The 16,357-nt window shown below is 61.1% G+C and carries 21 protein-coding genes; 12 read left to right on the top strand and 9 right to left on the bottom strand.

The window, feature by feature from the left end; translation table 11 throughout:
* Positions 1 to 17: 17 nt before the first annotated feature.
* Positions 18 to 389 (bottom strand): winged helix-turn-helix transcriptional regulator, encoded by a 372-nt coding sequence (locus ACFWXH_RS03510; protein WP_379117559.1) that lies wholly within the window; start codon positions 387 to 389, stop codon positions 18 to 20.
* A 92-nt stretch (positions 390 to 481) separates the two neighbouring features.
* On the opposite strand from ACFWXH_RS03510, the gene ACFWXH_RS03515 reads away from it, so the two are divergent.
* Positions 482 to 799 (top strand): DMT family transporter, encoded by a 318-nt coding sequence (locus tag ACFWXH_RS03515; protein WP_379117561.1) that lies wholly within the window; start codon positions 482 to 484, stop codon positions 797 to 799.
* 96 nt (positions 800 to 895) lie between these two features.
* Here the strand turns inward: ACFWXH_RS03515 and ACFWXH_RS03520 are convergent, their stop codons facing one another.
* Both ACFWXH_RS03520 and ACFWXH_RS03525 read right to left on the bottom strand, forming a co-directional pair.
* A complete protein-coding gene (locus ACFWXH_RS03520; protein WP_379118946.1) occupies positions 896 to 1,507 on the bottom strand; it encodes a hydrolase in 612 nt (203 codons plus the stop codon).
* Positions 1,504 to 2,367 (bottom strand): YgfZ/GcvT domain-containing protein, encoded by an 864-nt coding sequence (locus ACFWXH_RS03525; protein ID WP_379117563.1) that lies wholly within the window; start codon positions 2,365 to 2,367, stop codon positions 1,504 to 1,506. The genes ACFWXH_RS03520 and ACFWXH_RS03525 overlap by 4 nt, the downstream gene beginning before the upstream one ends.
* 70 nt (positions 2,368 to 2,437) lie before the next feature.
* Here ACFWXH_RS03525 and ACFWXH_RS03530 point away from each other — a divergent pair, with 70 nt between their 5' ends.
* Positions 2,438 to 3,769: a dihydroorotase gene (locus tag ACFWXH_RS03530; RefSeq protein ID WP_379117565.1), complete on the top strand. Its 1,332-nt coding sequence runs from the start codon at positions 2,438 to 2,440 to the stop codon at positions 3,767 to 3,769.
* A 96-nt stretch (positions 3,770 to 3,865) separates the two neighbouring features.
* On the opposite strand, the gene ACFWXH_RS03535 is transcribed toward ACFWXH_RS03530, so the two are convergent.
* The 4 genes from ACFWXH_RS03535 to ACFWXH_RS03550 form a co-directional block, all read right to left on the bottom strand.
* Complete coding sequence (locus ACFWXH_RS03535) at positions 3,866 to 4,675, bottom strand: hypothetical protein (RefSeq protein ID WP_379117567.1); 810 nt, start codon at positions 4,673 to 4,675, stop codon at positions 3,866 to 3,868.
* Between the two features lie 91 nt (positions 4,676 to 4,766).
* The gene (locus ACFWXH_RS03540) at positions 4,767 to 5,024 is read right to left on the bottom strand and encodes a hypothetical protein (protein WP_379117569.1); all 258 of its coding nucleotides are present in this window, start codon (positions 5,022 to 5,024) and stop codon (positions 4,767 to 4,769) included.
* A gap of 139 nt (positions 5,025 to 5,163) precedes the next feature.
* Complete coding sequence (locus tag ACFWXH_RS03545; protein ID WP_379117571.1) at positions 5,164 to 5,541, bottom strand: TIGR02301 family protein; 378 nt, start codon at positions 5,539 to 5,541, stop codon at positions 5,164 to 5,166.
* Between the two features lie 47 nt (positions 5,542 to 5,588).
* Positions 5,589 to 6,014: an NUDIX hydrolase gene (locus tag ACFWXH_RS03550; protein WP_379117573.1), complete on the bottom strand. Its 426-nt coding sequence runs from the start codon at positions 6,012 to 6,014 to the stop codon at positions 5,589 to 5,591.
* Between the two features lie 130 nt (positions 6,015 to 6,144).
* Here ACFWXH_RS03550 and ACFWXH_RS03555 point away from each other — a divergent pair, with 130 nt between their 5' ends.
* Entirely contained in the window at positions 6,145 to 6,930 is a 786-nt protein-coding gene (locus ACFWXH_RS03555; RefSeq protein ID WP_379117575.1) for an SOS response-associated peptidase, read from the top strand.
* Positions 6,931 to 6,989: 59 nt separating this feature from the next.
* Here the strand turns inward: ACFWXH_RS03555 and ACFWXH_RS03560 are convergent, their stop codons facing one another.
* Complete coding sequence (locus tag ACFWXH_RS03560; RefSeq protein WP_152979711.1) at positions 6,990 to 7,145, bottom strand: hypothetical protein; 156 nt, start codon at positions 7,143 to 7,145, stop codon at positions 6,990 to 6,992.
* 387 nt (positions 7,146 to 7,532) lie between these two features.
* Between ACFWXH_RS03560 and cysS the strand changes: the two genes are divergently transcribed.
* From cysS to rarD, 7 genes are all read left to right on the top strand, one after another.
* On the top strand, positions 7,533 to 8,969 hold the full coding sequence (cysS, locus tag ACFWXH_RS03565; protein WP_379117577.1) for a cysteine--tRNA ligase: 1,437 nt from the start codon (positions 7,533 to 7,535) through the stop codon (positions 8,967 to 8,969).
* The gene (locus tag ACFWXH_RS03570) at positions 8,966 to 9,349 is read left to right on the top strand and encodes a VOC family protein (RefSeq protein WP_054308771.1); all 384 of its coding nucleotides are present in this window, start codon (positions 8,966 to 8,968) and stop codon (positions 9,347 to 9,349) included. Before cysS ends, ACFWXH_RS03570 begins: the two co-directional genes overlap by 4 nt.
* Positions 9,349 to 9,840: a GFA family protein gene (locus tag ACFWXH_RS03575; RefSeq protein ID WP_379117580.1), complete on the top strand. Its 492-nt coding sequence runs from the start codon at positions 9,349 to 9,351 to the stop codon at positions 9,838 to 9,840. Before ACFWXH_RS03570 ends, ACFWXH_RS03575 begins: the two co-directional genes overlap by 1 nt.
* Complete coding sequence (locus tag ACFWXH_RS03580) at positions 9,837 to 10,313, top strand: GFA family protein (RefSeq protein WP_379117583.1); 477 nt, start codon at positions 9,837 to 9,839, stop codon at positions 10,311 to 10,313. The genes ACFWXH_RS03575 and ACFWXH_RS03580 overlap by 4 nt, the downstream gene beginning before the upstream one ends.
* Positions 10,310 to 11,266: a prolyl aminopeptidase gene (gene pip, locus ACFWXH_RS03585; protein WP_379117585.1), complete on the top strand. Its 957-nt coding sequence runs from the start codon at positions 10,310 to 10,312 to the stop codon at positions 11,264 to 11,266. Before ACFWXH_RS03580 ends, pip begins: the two co-directional genes overlap by 4 nt.
* The gene (cimA, locus tag ACFWXH_RS03590; RefSeq protein WP_379117587.1) at positions 11,263 to 12,885 is read left to right on the top strand and encodes a citramalate synthase; all 1,623 of its coding nucleotides are present in this window, start codon (positions 11,263 to 11,265) and stop codon (positions 12,883 to 12,885) included. The genes pip and cimA overlap by 4 nt, the downstream gene beginning before the upstream one ends.
* 129 nt (positions 12,886 to 13,014) lie before the next feature.
* Positions 13,015 to 13,923, top strand: a complete 909-nt coding sequence (gene rarD / locus ACFWXH_RS03595; RefSeq protein WP_379117589.1) for an EamA family transporter RarD — start codon at positions 13,015 to 13,017, stop codon at positions 13,921 to 13,923.
* 15 nt (positions 13,924 to 13,938) lie between these two features.
* Here rarD and ACFWXH_RS03600 read toward each other — a convergent pair whose 3' ends face one another.
* The gene (locus tag ACFWXH_RS03600; RefSeq protein WP_054309430.1) at positions 13,939 to 14,550 is read right to left on the bottom strand and encodes a TIGR00730 family Rossman fold protein; all 612 of its coding nucleotides are present in this window, start codon (positions 14,548 to 14,550) and stop codon (positions 13,939 to 13,941) included.
* Between the two features lie 116 nt (positions 14,551 to 14,666).
* Here ACFWXH_RS03600 and ACFWXH_RS03605 point away from each other — a divergent pair, with 116 nt between their 5' ends.
* Both ACFWXH_RS03605 and ACFWXH_RS03610 read left to right on the top strand, forming a co-directional pair.
* Positions 14,667 to 15,947, top strand: a complete 1,281-nt coding sequence (locus ACFWXH_RS03605) for an Ig-like domain-containing protein (protein WP_379117592.1) — start codon at positions 14,667 to 14,669, stop codon at positions 15,945 to 15,947.
* A gap of 63 nt (positions 15,948 to 16,010) precedes the next feature.
* Positions 16,011 to 16,355, top strand: a complete 345-nt coding sequence (locus ACFWXH_RS03610; protein WP_379117594.1) for an ArsR/SmtB family transcription factor — start codon at positions 16,011 to 16,013, stop codon at positions 16,353 to 16,355.
* Positions 16,356 to 16,357: the final 2 nt, after the last annotated feature.

The raw sequence follows: 16,357 nt of genomic DNA on the forward strand, positions 1-16,357 counted from the left end.
CTTTTCGGGATCATGCTCTAGGCACTTTCCGTTCGAGCCGCGTCGAAGCGCTCGCGAGCTGCGTCGAGATCGCCCGAATGGCGCTCAGCCCAGCGGTCAAGCGTGATCAGCGCTTCGCTGAGCGAACTGCCGAGAGCGCTCAGCCTGTATTCGACATGCGGTGGTACTGTCTGCATGTCCTGCCGGATCACCAGCCCGTTGCGCTCCAGGTCTTTCAGCGTCTGCGTCAGCATCTTCTGCGAGATGCCACCGATTTTCCTGAGCAGCGCGCTGTTGCGCATCGGCCCTCCGGATAAAGCCGGCAGGATCAGCATCGCCCATTTCGAGGCGATCAGTTCCAGCGCATCCCGCGCCGAACAGGCAGAATCATAAACATTTGGCGCAGCCATCAAAAACCTATAGGCACCAAAAGGTGCGTAATTGCTCTTTGGTTCCTATTATCACACATGAGCCCGGGTCTGAATATCAAAGGAGGGCCGGAATGGCTTGGTTGCTGCTTCTTGTCGCGAGTGTCATCGAAATCGCGATGGGTGTTTCGCTGAAATATGCCGAGGGCTGGACGCGGTTCTGGCCTAGTGTCGGCGGCATTTTCTTCGCGCTGCTCAGCGTCTTCGTGCTGACTTTTGCCATGCGCCACCTGCCGGCAGGCACTGCTTACGCCGTGTGGACAGGTATCGGTGCGGTTGGCATCGCGACCCTCGGCATGGTGCTGTTCGGCGATCCGGCCACACCACTCAGACTAGGCTGTATCGCGCTTATCATTGTCGGCGTGGTCGGCTTGCGCTTCGTGGAAGGCTAAATCTAGAGCGTTTCCGTTTTTCACGGAAACGCTCTACCTCTTTGTTTTTCCGCAATTCCGGACGGAAAACCGTTACACACTTTTCCTGGAATTGCTCTACCGCAAATCGGCTTCGATCTTGTGGAATCGGGCCATGAACGCCTTTTCCACCTGTCGCGCTGGCTTGGGTGTGAGGTCGAACTGGTCGGTGGAAAATCCGCGCGGGCGGCCGAAGAACTCCGCTGCCTCCGCCAACCCAAAGCCGGCCAGCGTTGTCGCCTCGAAATAGGCGGCGATCTGGTCGGCGCGCTTGATATCCTTCTTCAGGCCTAGACCTATCGAAGCCGGCAATCCGTAGCGCAGATGAATGGCATGCTGCAGCCGCTCCTCGCAGGTTTTGTAGCCGCCGCCCACCACGGATTTGAACGGTGAGATCATGTCGCCGATGACATATTCCGGCGCATCGTGCAGCAACGCTATCAGTTGTGCCGCTGGTGACGCTGACGGCACGATGGTGCGGAAGATCTCCTCGACCAGCAGCGAGTGCTGTGCCACCGAAAAGGCATGATCCCCGGAGGTCTGGCCATTCCAGCGCGCGACGCGGGCAAGGCCATGCGCGATATCGCCGATCTCGATGTCGAGTGGAGAAGGGTCGAGCAGGTCGAGCCTTCTCCCCGACAGCATGCGCTGCCAGGCTCGCGGCGGCGCGCCGATACGGTCCGCCATCAGGCGTCTTCCGCGCTGGCGGCCTCAGGGAAGGTGAAGCGCGCCCAACCGGGAATGGAGAGCGATACGGTGACACCGCCAGCGCTGATTTCCTGGCTGGCGTCCATCGCCGCCTTGACGCGATCGATACGGGCAATGGCCAGGCCGTGTGTGCCTGATACCGAGCCGAGCGTACCGACGGGGCGGCCGCCGGCCGTCAACTCCGTGCCCGAAGCGGGCAGGGCACCGGCAGCCTCCACCAGCAGCACGCGTCGGCGAGCTGTACCGCGATGTTGCATGCGCGAAACCACTTCCTGGCCAATGAAGCAGCCTTTCTTGAAGCCGATACCGTCCAATTGGTCGAGCAGCACGTCATGCGGAAAGGCGTCGTTCAGCGCGTAGTCCGGACCGCTTTCGGCCACACCCTGTGAAAGGCGGAAGGCATCCCAGTCAGCCAGCGTGGCATCTGCGGCGGGCAATGGCGTTTCGTAGAAGCGGATCACGGCAAGGTTGAAGCGGCGGTCGTATACGCCTGTGCTTGAATCATTTTGCGAAGCGATTGAATCAGCCTGCCACGAAACGGCAACAACGTCCTGTTCCTGCTTGGAAATATCGACCTTGGCGCGCAGCCGGTAGAACATCAGCCGCTTGATGAAATCGTCGGCGATGTCGGCCCGGCATTCCAGCCGAAAGGCATCTTCGCCGGCGCGGGAGACCAGGAAATCGAACAGGATCTTGCCTTGCGGCGCCAGCAGCGCGCCCGGTTTGGCTTCGCCTTGACCAAGCACGTCGAGATCGACGGTCAGGATATTTTGCAGGAAGTGTTCGGCTTCAAGGCCGGAAACGGAGACAAGGGCGCGGTCAGCGAGAAGGGTTGTCGGCATGGGCCTGATCTTGCATTTCGAAGAGCCATTACGTAAGCCGCAGGCAATTCCCACACAAGGGCCGGAGCGGATGGCAGTGACCTACGACCTCATCCTCAAGGGCGGTATTGTCGTCAATCATGATGGTATCGGCCAGCGCGACATTGGCGTGAATGGCGGCAGGATCGCTGCAATCGGCGACCTTGCTGCCGCTTCCGCGGGGAAGACCATTGATTGCAATGGCCTGCATGTGCTGCCGGGGGTCGTCGACAGCCAGGTGCACTTCCGTGAACCGGGCCTTGAGCACAAGGAAGATCTCGAGACCGGTTCCCGTGCTGCGGTTCTGGGTGGCGTGACCGCCGTCTTCGAAATGCCCAACACCAATCCACTGACCACCAGCGAGGCTACGCTCGCCGACAAGGTCAGGCGCGCCACGGGACGCATGCATTGCGACTTCGCCTTCTGGGTCGGCGGTACGCGCGACAATGCCGGTGACGTTGCCGAGCTGGAGCGGTTACCGGGCGCTGCCGGCATCAAGGTGTTCATGGGCTCATCCACCGGCGATTTGCTGGTTGAGGACGACGAAGGCGTGGCCTCCATCCTGCGCAATACGCGCCGCCGCGCGGCCTTCCACTCGGAAGACGAATTTCGCCTGCGCGAGCGCCTCGGCATGCGAATCGAGAACGATCCGTCTTCGCACCCGATATGGCGCGACGAAATCGCGGCCCTCCAGTGTACGGAGCGCCTGGTGCGGATCGCCCGCCAGACCCGTGCGCGCATCCATGTTCTTCACATCTCTACCGCGGAAGAGATCGCCTTCCTCGAACAGCACAAGGATGTCGCCACCTGCGAGGCGACACCGCACCATCTGACGATGAGTTCGGATGACTATGCACGCCTTGGCACCCTTTTGCAGATGAATCCGCCGGTGCGCGCCGCACGCCACCGCGACGGCGTCTGGAACGGCATAAGCCAAGGGATCGTCGATGTGCTGGGCTCCGATCATGCGCCGCATACGTTGGCCGAGAAGGCAAAACCCTATCCGGCCTCGCCGTCAGGTATGACCGGCGTACAAACGCTGGTTCCGATCATGCTGGATCACGTCAATGCCGGCCGGCTCACCTTGGAGCGCTTCGTCGATCTCTCCAGCCACGGCCCGAACCGCATCTTCGGCATGGCGCGCAAGGGGCGCATCGCCGCCGGCTACGATGCCGATTTCACGGTCGTGGACATGAAGCGGCGCGAAACCATCACCAACGCGCAGGCGGGCTCGCGCGCAGGCTGGACGCCCTACGACGGCAAGGAAGTCACCGGCTGGCCGGTAGGCACGATCATTCGCGGCACCCGCGTCATGTGGGAAGGCGAGATTGTCACGCCGTCGCAGGGCAGGGCGGTCGAATTCTCGGAAGCTGTTGTCGCCTAGCTGTGTTTGGCGGGACCGTTCGTCTCGTCTTCTGGCTGCATCGTCACCGCGTCTTGCGACGAGCGCTACAGAGAATCTTGCCCGGAGAGGCTTTGCTCAATCGCCTGCCACGAAGAATGTCCAGCGGCCCTGCGGGGTGATACCCACCCGATAGAAGATGTAGGTGCCGTACTGCTTCATGTCCTCATAGTCGCCGGCAGTGACGATCTTGAAGAGTTCCACCCGCTGCTTGGCATCGAGCTTGGCCAGCGGATAGGCGAAGAAATAAGGCCAGACATAGAGTTCCTGCGGCGTGCCCGGGTCGAGTTGCACATAACCCGCGTCTAGAACTTCCTGCAGGATAGCCAGGATTTCCTGGCCCTCGGTGTCGCCAGACAGTCCTTTGAGGAAGGCGATCGAGTCGCCCTCGATGTCGGTCAGCGAAAGCTGCGTGAGCGAATCGCCGGTACCGATCAGCGGGCGAAGCTTCTCAATATCGCCGGTCTTGCAGGCCTCGATGATCAGTTCGCGCATGCGCCGCACTGGTTCCGGCAGTTTCGCGAGATCATATTGCACCGGTGGCAAGGCCGCAGTGGGATCGATCTGGGGCCGGGCGAGATTGCCGCTGCCTTCTCCAGGCTTGGCAGGTTCGACCTGCTCGGGCTCGTCCTGCCCCGGTGGCGTTGTCTTTTGGGCTGGCGGAACAGTCTGGATCGGATCCGGCAACGGCACGACACCGGGTTTTGGTGCCTCGGGTCCCATCTGCTGACGTTTGCCGGGGACCTGAACGTCATCGCGTCTGATTTCACTGAGCGCAACGGCTGGCCGGGATGTCGTCAGCAGGACCGAAGGGATCGCAAACGTCAGCGCGAGGAAACCAGCGCCGAACGCCAGGCCACGGGGTCTGTCGAAGGACGAAAATTTCACCGGCCGCCTCTCCATGCTGCCGGGCAAGGCCCGGTCTGTATGCCGCCGCGCGGCGGAAAGGCTATTCCGCCGGTTAGCGCCGGGCGTCGGTTCAGTGCCGCACTTGGTCGGGTTCGAACGCCCCAGCAATCACCTTTTCACGCATCCTGTCGAGCAGGGCAAGGGCTGCGGTTTCGCCATTGGCGCGCAGCATCTCGCAAAAGGCTGTTTCCAGTGCTGCCTCGGCGATGATATCCGGCTCGATACCCGCAGAAAGCCCTTCGGCCCATGCTTCGCTATGGCTTTCGACGGCGGTCAGGCGCTTTTCTTCCCTGACGAGGGCATCGATATCGCTGGCTGTGTGTCCCATACGCAACTACCACCCTTATTCAAGCGGCGACCCTTCAAATGAGGATCAAACTTGACCCGTCCCTTTAATGTCCCATTAAGGTTCCTACCACAGGACTTTGGTGCTGTGCTGCCACAATGGTGAAAAAGTTAACAGCTCGCTAATTGCCGTAGCGCGACGCGATGTCGCGCGAGAGTTTCTCGCCCTCTTTCATGTACCGGCTGATGGCCTCGCTGGCCGAAGACGTGCACTGTGTGTAGGTGCTGCCGAATGAACGGTAACCCCTGTTGAATGCAGCGATGAAGCGCGCGCGCCGTTCCGGATCGGGATTTTCGGAATCCAGCAGCTTCTGCATCTCGCCTCGCCACTGGTCTCCCTTTTCGCCGCAGAGGTTGCGCAGGAAATGCAGGGATCCCAAAACCTCCGCCAGCCGCATCAGCCCAGGCTCGAACGGCGCTTCGGCAGCCGCGGCTGGTTGCGCCGGAGCGGCCACAGATAGGGCGATGCCAAGCAAAAGGGTGAGGGACGGGCGGATCATAAGGCTTTGTGAAGAAACAATTTGTCTGCTGCAAGGCGTTCTTGACCTTAGCCCAACGGCTTTTTCTCCGGCTGCAGCAGGTCCCTGGCAACGGAAAAGACGGAGCCGGCCAGCGGCATCGTTTCCATCTCGGCAAGAGTATAGAAGGCGGCCGTTTCGGCGTCGTCGTCGGCCTTGGCTTCGCCTCCGATGTAGCGGGCGCCGAACACTGTCAGACGATAATCGACCGGGTGGCCTTCGGCGGAACCGTCGATGAATATTTCGACCAGCGGGCGAAGATCGGCAGCCTCGAGGCCGGTCTCTTCAAGAAGCTCCCGTTCCGCTGCTGCTTCCAGGCTCTCGCCGGCCTCTACCTTGCCACCAGGAAAGGCATAGACCCCCTTCGAAGGCGGTCTGGCCCGCTTCACCAGAAGCACCGTGTCGCCATGGACGACCGCCACGGAAACCGACGGTATGGTTTGCCTGTGGGTCATTTCTCCGCGTCTTCCGATGTTTGCAACACCGCGCGATGGCTGTGGATCGCGCTTCCAAACCGAGCTTTAGCGGTTGCGGCGATGCGCTTCCACCACCACTTTCGGAGCCAGACAGAAATGAGATTGCGCCATGTGCGGACGTTTTGCCCTGACCGCGACGCCGGACCAGACCACGACCTTCCTGGGGTTGGATGATATCGAGCCCTTTCCGGCTCGCTATAACATCGCGCCCACGCAACCCATCACGATGGTGCTTTCCGGTGCTCCGAAGGCGCCTGGTTCGAACCGTTCCGACCGCACTTCCATGTTGGTCCGCTGGGGGCTGATACCGACTTGGGTCAAGGACACGCGTCAGTTTCCGCTTCTCATCAACGCCCGCTCCGAAAGCGCGGCTGAGAAAGCCTCCTTCCGTACCGCCATGCGCCATCGCCGTACCCTGGTGCCGGCCAGCGGTTTTTATGAATGGCGGCAGACCGGCAACAGGAAGGGACAGGCTTATTGGGTGAGGCCGAAAAACGGCGGCATCGTCGCCTTTGCCGGGCTTATGGAGACTTATGCAGAACCTGGCGGCTCGGAAATGGATACCGGCGCCATCATGACCACGACCGCAAATGCCGACATCGCCCATATTCACGACCGCATGCCGGTCGTGATCCATCCCGGGGATTTTTCGCGCTGGCTGGATTGCCGAGACCGGGAGCCACGGGATGTCGCCGATCTCCTGCGCCCGGTGGAGGAGGGGTTCTTCGAGGCGATCCCGGTTTCGGACCTCGTCAACAAGGTCGCCAATTCGGGTCCGGAAATCCAGGAGAGATCTGCTGCGTCGGCTGAGGACGTCACGACCGGGCAAAAGCCGGCCAAACCAGCGCGCAAGAAACCCGGTGGCGACGATACCGAACAGATGTCGCTATTCTAGTCTCTCGCGCCGAGCGAGCATCGCTCGTCAGCGACGGTCTGCGCCCGCAGACCGTTTGTTCAGGCCGCGCGTGGCGAAGTTATCTTGTGCGCGGGCTTTTTCTTCTTAGCCGTGTGGAGCAATGCCGCCACGATCGCCGCCGGGCCGATTGCCCGATATTGGCTGGCGAGTGTCGGTTGCTTCGCTCGACTGGCTTCCTGCTTGCTGCGTGGCATTTCGACTTCCCCAAGGTCAAGGTCACTGGAAGGCGCTGCACATGATGGCCGATTCCGACCAAATCGTGGCGTTTTCCACGTGAGCCGACGAATATTATAGCACTGAACGCACATACTTAAGAAAATGTTTCTTCGAGCCCTTTGCTGTCGCCAAAGCGACTTGCCGGCGAAAGTTGCGACTTGACGGCAACACGGGCGAGCGCGATAAAGCCGCCCATGAGAACGTCTTTCGCCATTTGTGGCATCTGCATTATTGGCTAGCGCTCGCGCTGGTCTGGACGTTTTCGCCTCAACTTTCTCTCTGAGTGGACAACGCCCCGGCCAGCAGGCTGGGGTTGGATTGTGCGCGAAAATGCGCGGCGGCCGGATCGGTCGGGAAGGGGATGAATGTCTGAGGGCTCGAAAGGCTTGCGCCTCTACAATACGTTGAACAGGGCGAAGGAGGATTTTGTCCCCATCGATCCCGCCAATGTGCGCATGTATGTCTGCGGCCCGACAGTTTACGACTTCGCCCATATTGGCAATGCCCGACCGGTGATCGTCTTTGATGTCCTGTTCAGGCTGCTTCGCCACGTCTATGGCGCCGAGCACGTCACCTATGTGCGCAACATCACCGACCTCGATGACAAGATCAACGCGCGCGCCTTGCGCGATTTCGGCAACGATATCGCTTCAGGGAAACTGTCGCTCAATGAAGCGATCCGACGGGTAACCGAGAAGACCGCGGATCAATTCCACAAGGACGTCGCCACGCTCGGTTGCCTTGCGCCGACATATGAGCCGCGTGCCACCGAATTCGTAGAGCCGCGTCCGGACGGCAGGACCGATATGATCGGACTGATCCACCAGCTGATCGATCGAGGTCATGCCTATGAGGCGGAAGGTGAGGTGCTGTTCGATACTGCGTCCATGCCGGACTATGGCGAACTGTCCAAGCGCCCGCTGGACGAGCAACAGGCCGGCGCCCGCATCGCCGTGGACGCGCACAAGAAGAACCCCGGCGATTTCGTCCTGTGGAAGCTGTCATCCGCGGAAGAGCCCGGCTGGCGCAGTCCGTGGGGCAGGGGACGCCCCGGTTGGCATATCGAATGCTCGGCCATGAGCGCGGCCTATCTCGGCGAAATCTTCGACATCCACGGCGGTGGGTTGGACCTCATCTTCCCGCACCACGAAAACGAGATCGCGCAATCGCGCTGCGCTCACGGCACCGACGTGATGGCCAAGGTGTGGATGCATAACGGTTTCCTGCAGGTCGAAGGGCAGAAGATGTCCAAGAGTCTGGGCAATTTCTACTCGATCAACGAACTCCTGGAGACGGAGACCTTCGGCGGCCGCAAATGGCCGGGCGAGGTGCTGCGCCTTGCCATGCTGATGACGCACTATCGCGAGCCGATCGATTTTTCGGTTCGCAAGCTGGAAGAGTCCGAGAACACCCTGCGCAAATGGAAGCGTGCGGCCGATCTGGCGGCCGGCGAGGCAGGCGACGTTCCGCAAGCCGTTATCGAGGCATTGGCGGATGACCTCGGCACGTATCAGGCCTTTCAGGTGCTGACGCAGCTCGCGGCGGATGCTGCCGAAGGAAACGCCGCCGCGGCAAGCCTGAAGGCGGCGTTGCAATTCCTTGGGTTCAGTCTTGCGACTGCGGTCATTGACGAGCAGGCTGTTTCGAAGACCATTGCAGAGCGCCTGGCTTTCATCGCAGCCAAGAACTGGGTCGAAGCAGACCGCATCCGTGATGCATTGCTCGTGCAGGGTATCCAGTTGAAGGATGGAAAGGATCCTGTGACGGGCGAGCGGGTGACCACCTGGGAGGTGAAGAGATGATCGACCATACCGGCATTTCCGTCGTCGATTTCGAAGTGGCGAAGACGTTCTACGACAAGGTGATGGCGCCACTTGGCGCTTCGCTGCTCTATATGGTGCCGGAGCAGTACACGGGTGGCGCCAAGGTTGGTGGATATGGCCGCGACCGGCCGGTGTTCTGGCTGCATGAGACGACCACACCGGCGCCCGGCCGCCACTATGCCTTCACCGCCGGCAGCCGTGCCGCTGTCGATGCCTTCCACCAGGCCGCACTCTTGGCGGGTGGCAAGGACAACGGAGCTCCAGGACTGCGCTCGCACTATCACGAGCACTACTATGCCGCCTTCGCGTTCGATCCCGACGGCAACAACATCGAAGCCGTCTGCCATAGGCCCGCGTGATGAGCCTCGACAACAAACCCACTTATACCGGCGGATGTCAGTGTGGCGCAGTACGTTTTCGCGTCGAGGGCGTGCTTGGCGAAGCGTCGATCTGCCATTGTCGCATGTGCCAGAAAGCGAGCGGCAATTTCTACCAGCCGCTGGTTTCCGTCGCCGGTGCCAGCTTGACGTGGACGCGCGTCGAGCCGAAGCTTTTCCAATCCTCCAGTTTCGCCAAGCGCGGCTTTTGCCCGGAATGCGGTACGCCACTGACTTTTGAGGCTCCCGATGGCATCGCGCTGGCCATCGCGGCCTTCGATCACCCGGAAGAAATTCCACCGACGATCCAGTGGGGAATCGAGGCCAAGCTGCCTTACGTCGATGCCATTCCCTCGTTGCCTGGCGGGGCAACGGAAGACGATCCCGTTTCGGTGCCATTCATCACCTCGATGGTGAACCACCAGCATCCTGATCACGACACCGCAACCTGGCCCCCGGAGGACAGATCATGACCGATGCCATCAGAACCGGCGGCTGCCAGTGCGGGGCAGTGCGATTCCGCATACGCGGTGAGCTAGGGCGCGCCTCCATCTGCCATTGCCGCATGTGCCAGAAGCAGTTCGGCTCGTTCTTCGGCGCTTTCGTCACGGTGCCATCCGAAGGTGTCGAATGGGTGCATGAGGAACCGAGCTATTTCCAGTCTTCCGTCAACATAGCACGCGGCTTCTGCAAACGCTGCGGCACGCCGATGACCTACAAGAGCCCTGATGGGCTGGAGATTTCGATCGGCAGTTTTGATGACCGCTCCGACTTGGCGCCGACGCATCAGGTCAACTACGCCTCGCGACTGCCTTGGGTCGAGAAGATCTTCGAAGCGCCGGTGCATCAGAATCCTGACTATTATGCCCGTCAGGAGCACGTCATCTCCTTCCAGCACCCCGATCGTGAAACCGAAAACTGGCCTGAGAAGGGGCTGAAACTGTGAGTTTGGAATTGCGTACGCTTTATCCCGAGATCGAACCGTTCGAGACCGGCACGCTGGATGTGGGCGACGGCCATCAGGTCTATTGGGAAAGGGTAGGCACCAAGGGTGCCAAGCCTGCCGTCTTCCTGCATGGCGGGCCTGGCGGCACGATTTCACCGAACCATCGGCGTCTGTTCGATCCGAAGCTCTACGACGTGATCCTGTTCGATCAGCGCGGCTGCGGCAAATCCACGCCCAACGCGTCGCTGGAGGCCAACACGACCTGGCATCTGGTCGCCGACATCGAGCGGCTGCGCGAGATGGCCGGCTTCGACAAATGGCTGGTCTTCGGTGGATCCTGGGGGTCGACACTGTCGCTGGCCTATGCCGAAACGCATCCTGACCGCGTCAGCGAACTCGTGGTACGCGGTATCTACACGCTCACCCGCGCCGAGCTCGAGTGGTACTACCAGTTCGGGGTCTCGGAAATGTTCCCGGACAAGTGGGAGCGGTTTCTCGCGCCGATCCCTGAAGAAGAGCGCGGCGACATGATGACGGCCTACCGCAAGCGGCTGGTGGGCAGTGATCGCCAAAAGCAGATCGAGGCGGCCAAAGCCTGGTCTATCTGGGAGGGCGAGACCATCACGCTCCTGCCTGAACCGGCGACCAGCGACCCATTCGCACAAGATGACTATGCAATCGCGTTCGCCCGCATCGAGAACCACTATTTCGTCCATGCCGGCTGGCTGGAGGAGGGGCAGCTTCTACGCGATGCCTACAAGCTGAAGGATATCCCCGGCACTATCATCCACGGCCGCTACGATATGCCGTGTCCGGCGAAATATGCCTGGTTGCTGCACAAGGCCTGGCCGAAAGCCGATTTCCACCTCATCGAAGGTGCCGGGCATGCATATTCGGAGCCGGGCATCCTCGACAGCCTGATCCGCGCAACGGACAAATACGCCGGTAAATGACCATGCAACGCGACCGCCTCTATCTCTTCGACACGACATTGCGCGACGGCCAGCAGACGCCGGGCATCGATTTTTCGGTGGAGGACAAGATTGCGATCGCGGGCTTGCTGGACGAATTCGGCGTGGACTATGTCGAGGGCGGCTATCCCGGCGCCAACCCGACCGACACCGAATTCTTCACAAAAAAACGCACGGCGCGCTCGAAATTCGTTGCCTTCGGCATGACCAAACGCGCCGGCGTCTCGACTTCCAACGATCCGGGCCTGGCCGCGCTGGTGCAGGCGCGCTCGGATGTCATCTGCTTTGTGGCCAAAAGCTGGGACTATCACGTGCGTGTTGCGCTGGGCTGCACCAACGAGGAGAATCTCGAGGCGATCCGGGCTTCCGTGGCGGCGGCGGTTGTCGCCGGCAGGGAGGCGATGGTCGATTGCGAGCATTTCTTCGATGGCTTCAAGGCCAATCCGGAATATGCCTTGGCCTGCGCCAAGTCGGCTTATGAGGCGGGTGCGCGCTGGGTGGTGCTGTGCGATACCAATGGTGGCACCCAGCCATCCGAAATTCGCGCGATCGTCGAAAAGGTGATCGCCGCCGGCATCCCGGGCCGTCATCTGGGTATCCACGCCCATGACGATACCGGGCAGGCTGTGGCCAATTCACTCGCTGCCGTTGAGGCAGGGGTGCGACAGATCCAGGGCACGCTGAACGGCATCGGTGAGCGCTGTGGCAACGCCAATCTGGTGACGCTGATACCCACGCTGATGTTGAAGCCGGCCTATCGCGACCGTTTCGAGACCGGCATCTCGCCGGAGCAGCTGGCCGGCATTTCACGCCTTTCCCGCGCTTTCGACGAGTTGCTGAATCGGGCGCCCGAAGCACAGTCGCCCTATGTCGGCTCGTCTGCCTTCGCTACCAAGGCTGGAATCCATGCTTCGGCTCTGATCAAGGAGCCGCAGACCTATGAACATGTACCGCCGGAAGCCGTTGGCAACCGTCGCCGTGTCATGGTCTCCGATCAGGGTGGCAAGGCCAATTTCCTCGCCGAGTTGAAGCGGCGTGGCATTGACGTGCCGAAAGACGACGCGCGGCTCGACGCGCTCATCGCCGTTGTGAAGGAACGTGAGGCAGAAGGTTACGCCTATGAGGGCGCCGATGCCTCGTTTGAATTGTTGGCGCGCAAGATGCTGTCCGGCCTGCCGGAGTTCTTCGCGGTGACTTCGTTTCGCTGCATGGTCGAGCGACGGTTCGATGCCAACGGCCAGTTGAAGACCGTCTCCGAAGCCATCGTCAAGGTCATGGTGGACAATGAGGAGAAGATGTCGGTGGCCGAAGGCCACGGTCCGGTCAATGCGCTGGATCTCGCGCTGCGCAAGGATCTTGGCAAGTATCAGAACGAGATCGCCGACCTCGAGCTCGCGGATTTCAAGGTGCGTATCCTCAACGGTGGTACCGAGGCGATCACCCGCGTGCTGATCGAATCGCACGATTCCACCGGCGCGCGCTGGTGGACCGTGGGCGTGTCGGAAAACATCATCGATGCCTCGTTCCAGGCCCTGATGGACTCCATCATTTACAAGCTGATGAAGAACCGGGAGATGGCGGGACTGGTCGCGGCGGAATAGGGATGTCGGCGTTCGCATACCCTTCGCCGGAGCGACACCGCGATCTCGCGTAATTCATCAGCGAAAGTCCATGATGCATCAGAATTAGTTGATGGTCTTGGCGCGGTCGCTGGCGCATAGGTTTGGGCCATGACCACCCAGACTGTGCCAATGAATGTGGATTCTGGTGCGCGCCGCGGCTTTATCCTGGCCCTGTGCGCTTATCTTTTATGGGGGCTTTTGCCCTTCTACATGAAGGCAGTGGCGCATCTGCCGCTGGCTGAAGTCGTCGCGCACCGTATCATCTGGTCGGTGCCGATCGCGGCCGCCGTGTTGATCTGGCTCGGCCGTACCGCCGATTTCAAGGTGGCGCTGCGTTCGCCGCGGATGCTGGCGATGGCGGCGCTGACGGCGACGCTGATCACAATCAACTGGAGCATCTATGTCTGGGCGATTGCCGTCGACCGCACCGTCGAGACGGCCCTGGGCTACTACATCAACCCGCTCGTCAACGTTCTGGTCGGTGCGCTGCTGCTTGGTGAGCGCTTGAACCGGCTTCAGATCGCGGCGGTGGCGCTGGCGGCAATTGCGGTGATTGTGCTCACCGTCGAAGGCGGCACGCTGCCCTGGGTTTCGCTGGCGCTGGCCTTCTCGTTTGCAGCCTACGGATTCTTCCGCAAGACACTGCCTATTGGTCCTAGCCAAGGATTTCTCCTGGAGGTGCTCATCCTCTCCATCCCGGCCCTTGCTTACGTCATTTGGCTGGCGCTGAAGGGGGAGGGGAATTTCGCGGCTGGCAATGCGACGGACACGTTGCTGTTTATGGGCAGCGGCATCGTCACTGCCGTCCCGCTGCTGCTTTTTGCTTTCGGCGCCAAACTGCTGCGCCTCTCCACCATCGGCATCATGCAGTACATCGCGCCGACGATCGTGTTCATGATCGCCGTCTTCATCTTCGGCGAGCCGTTCGACACGACGAAAGCCGTTGCTTTCGGCCTCATCTGGGCAGCACTGGCAATCTACACATGGTCCATGCTGGCCGCGAGCCGGCGCGGCTGAGCAGGCTGCCGGCCCTCACATCTTGTCGATGACGGAAGTGATGCCGCTGGTTGGCGCATCGACGGCAGCACCCGTGGCAAGGATGGTAGCGACGATTTTCTCGGGATCTTCCACCACCAGAGGCCTCACATTATGGGCCGTATGGATGAAGCCCTCAGACGCCATGTGATCGATCAATGCCAGCATCGGATCCCAGAAACCCTTGATGTTGGCGAACACGATCGGCTTGCGATGATGGCCGAGCTGCGCCCAGGTCATGATCTCGACGATTTCCTCGACTGTGCCGATGCCACCCGGCAACGCCACGAAGGCGTCGGATTCCTCGAACATCCTGTGTTTGCGCTGATGCATGTTTTCGGTGACGACCAGTTCGTGCAGCCGGTCGAGCGCGCTTTCCGTCGCTTCCCTCGTCATGAGGAAGCGCGGGATGATGCCCATGACCTTGCCGCCCGAGCGTATGGTGCCTTCGGCGACCGCGCCCATGATACCCTTGGTGCCGCCGCCATAAACCAGGCGCAGGCCCGAGCGGGCAAGGGAATGGCCGAGCTGTCGTCCGGCTTCGAGATAGACGCCATCGCGGCCGGGCGATGAGCCGCAATAAACACAGACGGATCGAATCGTGTTCATGGATGGATTGGTGATGCTGTATGCGAGCTCGGTCAAGCCTTGAGACGGGCTTTTTCTTGTCGGGTCTTCGAAAAGCAGCTAGACCAACTGTAGGTGGCTAAGGGGGCGAAGAGGATATGACAACAGCGCTTGTCAGGACATTGCTATTTGCGGGAGGCGGAGCAGCGGCGGTGGCCGGTGTGGCCTATGTTTCCGGTGCGCTCGACCCCTATCTGAAAGCCACCCCGCCCGCACAGGTCGCCACTGTGCCATCAGCCGCACCGGCAGCACAGAAGCCCGCCCAGCAGCAGGCCGCCGTGACACCGGCACCCGACAAGCCGGCCGAACCCGCGCCCGCAGCAACCGGTCCTGCCGCGCCCACCTTCGACGTGGTGCGCGCCGAAGGTGACGGCTCCGTCGTCGTTGCCGGCAAAGCGGCCCCGAATGCCAAGGTTGACGTCATGCAAGGTACAACTGTCCTCGGGTCCACGGTGGCAGGACCTGACGGGGACTTCGCGATTGTGCTGGACGATCCGCTGAAGCCAGGAAACTACCAGTTGCAGCTGCGTTCGACCTCTCCCTCCAACAATGTCGTTCCGTCGGCGCAGACGGCTGTTGTGGCGATCCCTGAAAAACCGGATGGGCAGGTCCTTGCGTTGGTTGAGGAACCCGGCAAGGCGGCAACATTGCTCTCTGTGCCGAAGGTTGAAGAAAAGGTTGAACCCGAGGCGCAGCAAGCGGCTTCCGCGGCGCCTCAAGCAACGGCCTCCGCGGCCCAACCGGCTGAACCGACAGCCCAGGCCGCACCGGGTGCGCCAAAGGTCGCGGTCGGAGCCGTCGAAATCGATGGCGGCAAGATCTTTGTTGCTGGTACCGCTGATCCTGGCCGCAAGGTGCGTGCCTACGCCAACGAAATCCTGCTCGGCGAGGCCGTGACATCCGAAAAGGGACAATTCCTGGTCGAAGCGACTCGCGATCTGCCGGTCGGCGAGTACACCGTTCGGGTAGATCTGCTGGATGCCGATGGTGTCAAGGTGATCGCCCGTGCGGCAGTGCCATTCCAGCGCGAACCCGGTGAAGCTATAGCCGCTGTCGCTCCATCTGCTTCCGATGCCAGGTCGCCGGCACCTCAGCAGGACGTGGCATCCGCTGACAAGGCTGCGACCACCGTCGCGCCGAAGCTGGAGCAGGTCGATCACGCCGTCATCATTCGTCGCGGCGACTCGCTGTGGCGCATCTCGCGCCGAGTTTACGGACACGGCATGCGTTATTCGACCATCTATCTCGCCAACCAGCAGCAGATCCGCAATCCGGACCGCATCTGGCCGGGGCAGGTCTTCAAGGTGCCGCAGAAGTCAAAGGAAGGCGAAACCGCCGACATGAAGACACTGGGCGACCAGGCAACCGTCGCCGAATAGAATTCGATTCGCCCATCCGGCTAGGTTGCGCAAAATTGGTTCATCGTCTATCGACGATGAACCATGGAATCTCCACTTGAACTGATGTGTGGCGCAGGCCACCCAATAGACACGCGCGCAGTCGCGACAAAGTTTGCCGCGCTATCTCATCCTGCGCGCATCGAAATCCTGAGGCGCCTGTCCGCCAGCCATTCCTGTTGTTGCGGCGAGGTCGTAGAGCATCTCGACCTCGCGCAGTCGACGGTTTCACAGCATTTGAAGATCCTCGTCGAGGCAGGTCTGGTCCGCTTCACGCCCGACCGGCAGCGTTCGCGCTACGAGGTCGACCATAAGGCGCTGGCTGGTGTTTCTGCATCCCTCGCAGTGCTGGTCGAAGCCTGTTGCCGCTCAGCCAAACCGATTTCATAAGG

Origin of the sequence: Mesorhizobium sp. NPDC059054, assembly GCF_042739215.1 — a bacterium.
In the GTDB taxonomy this organism is placed as follows: Bacteria; Pseudomonadota; Alphaproteobacteria; order Rhizobiales; family Rhizobiaceae; genus Mesorhizobium.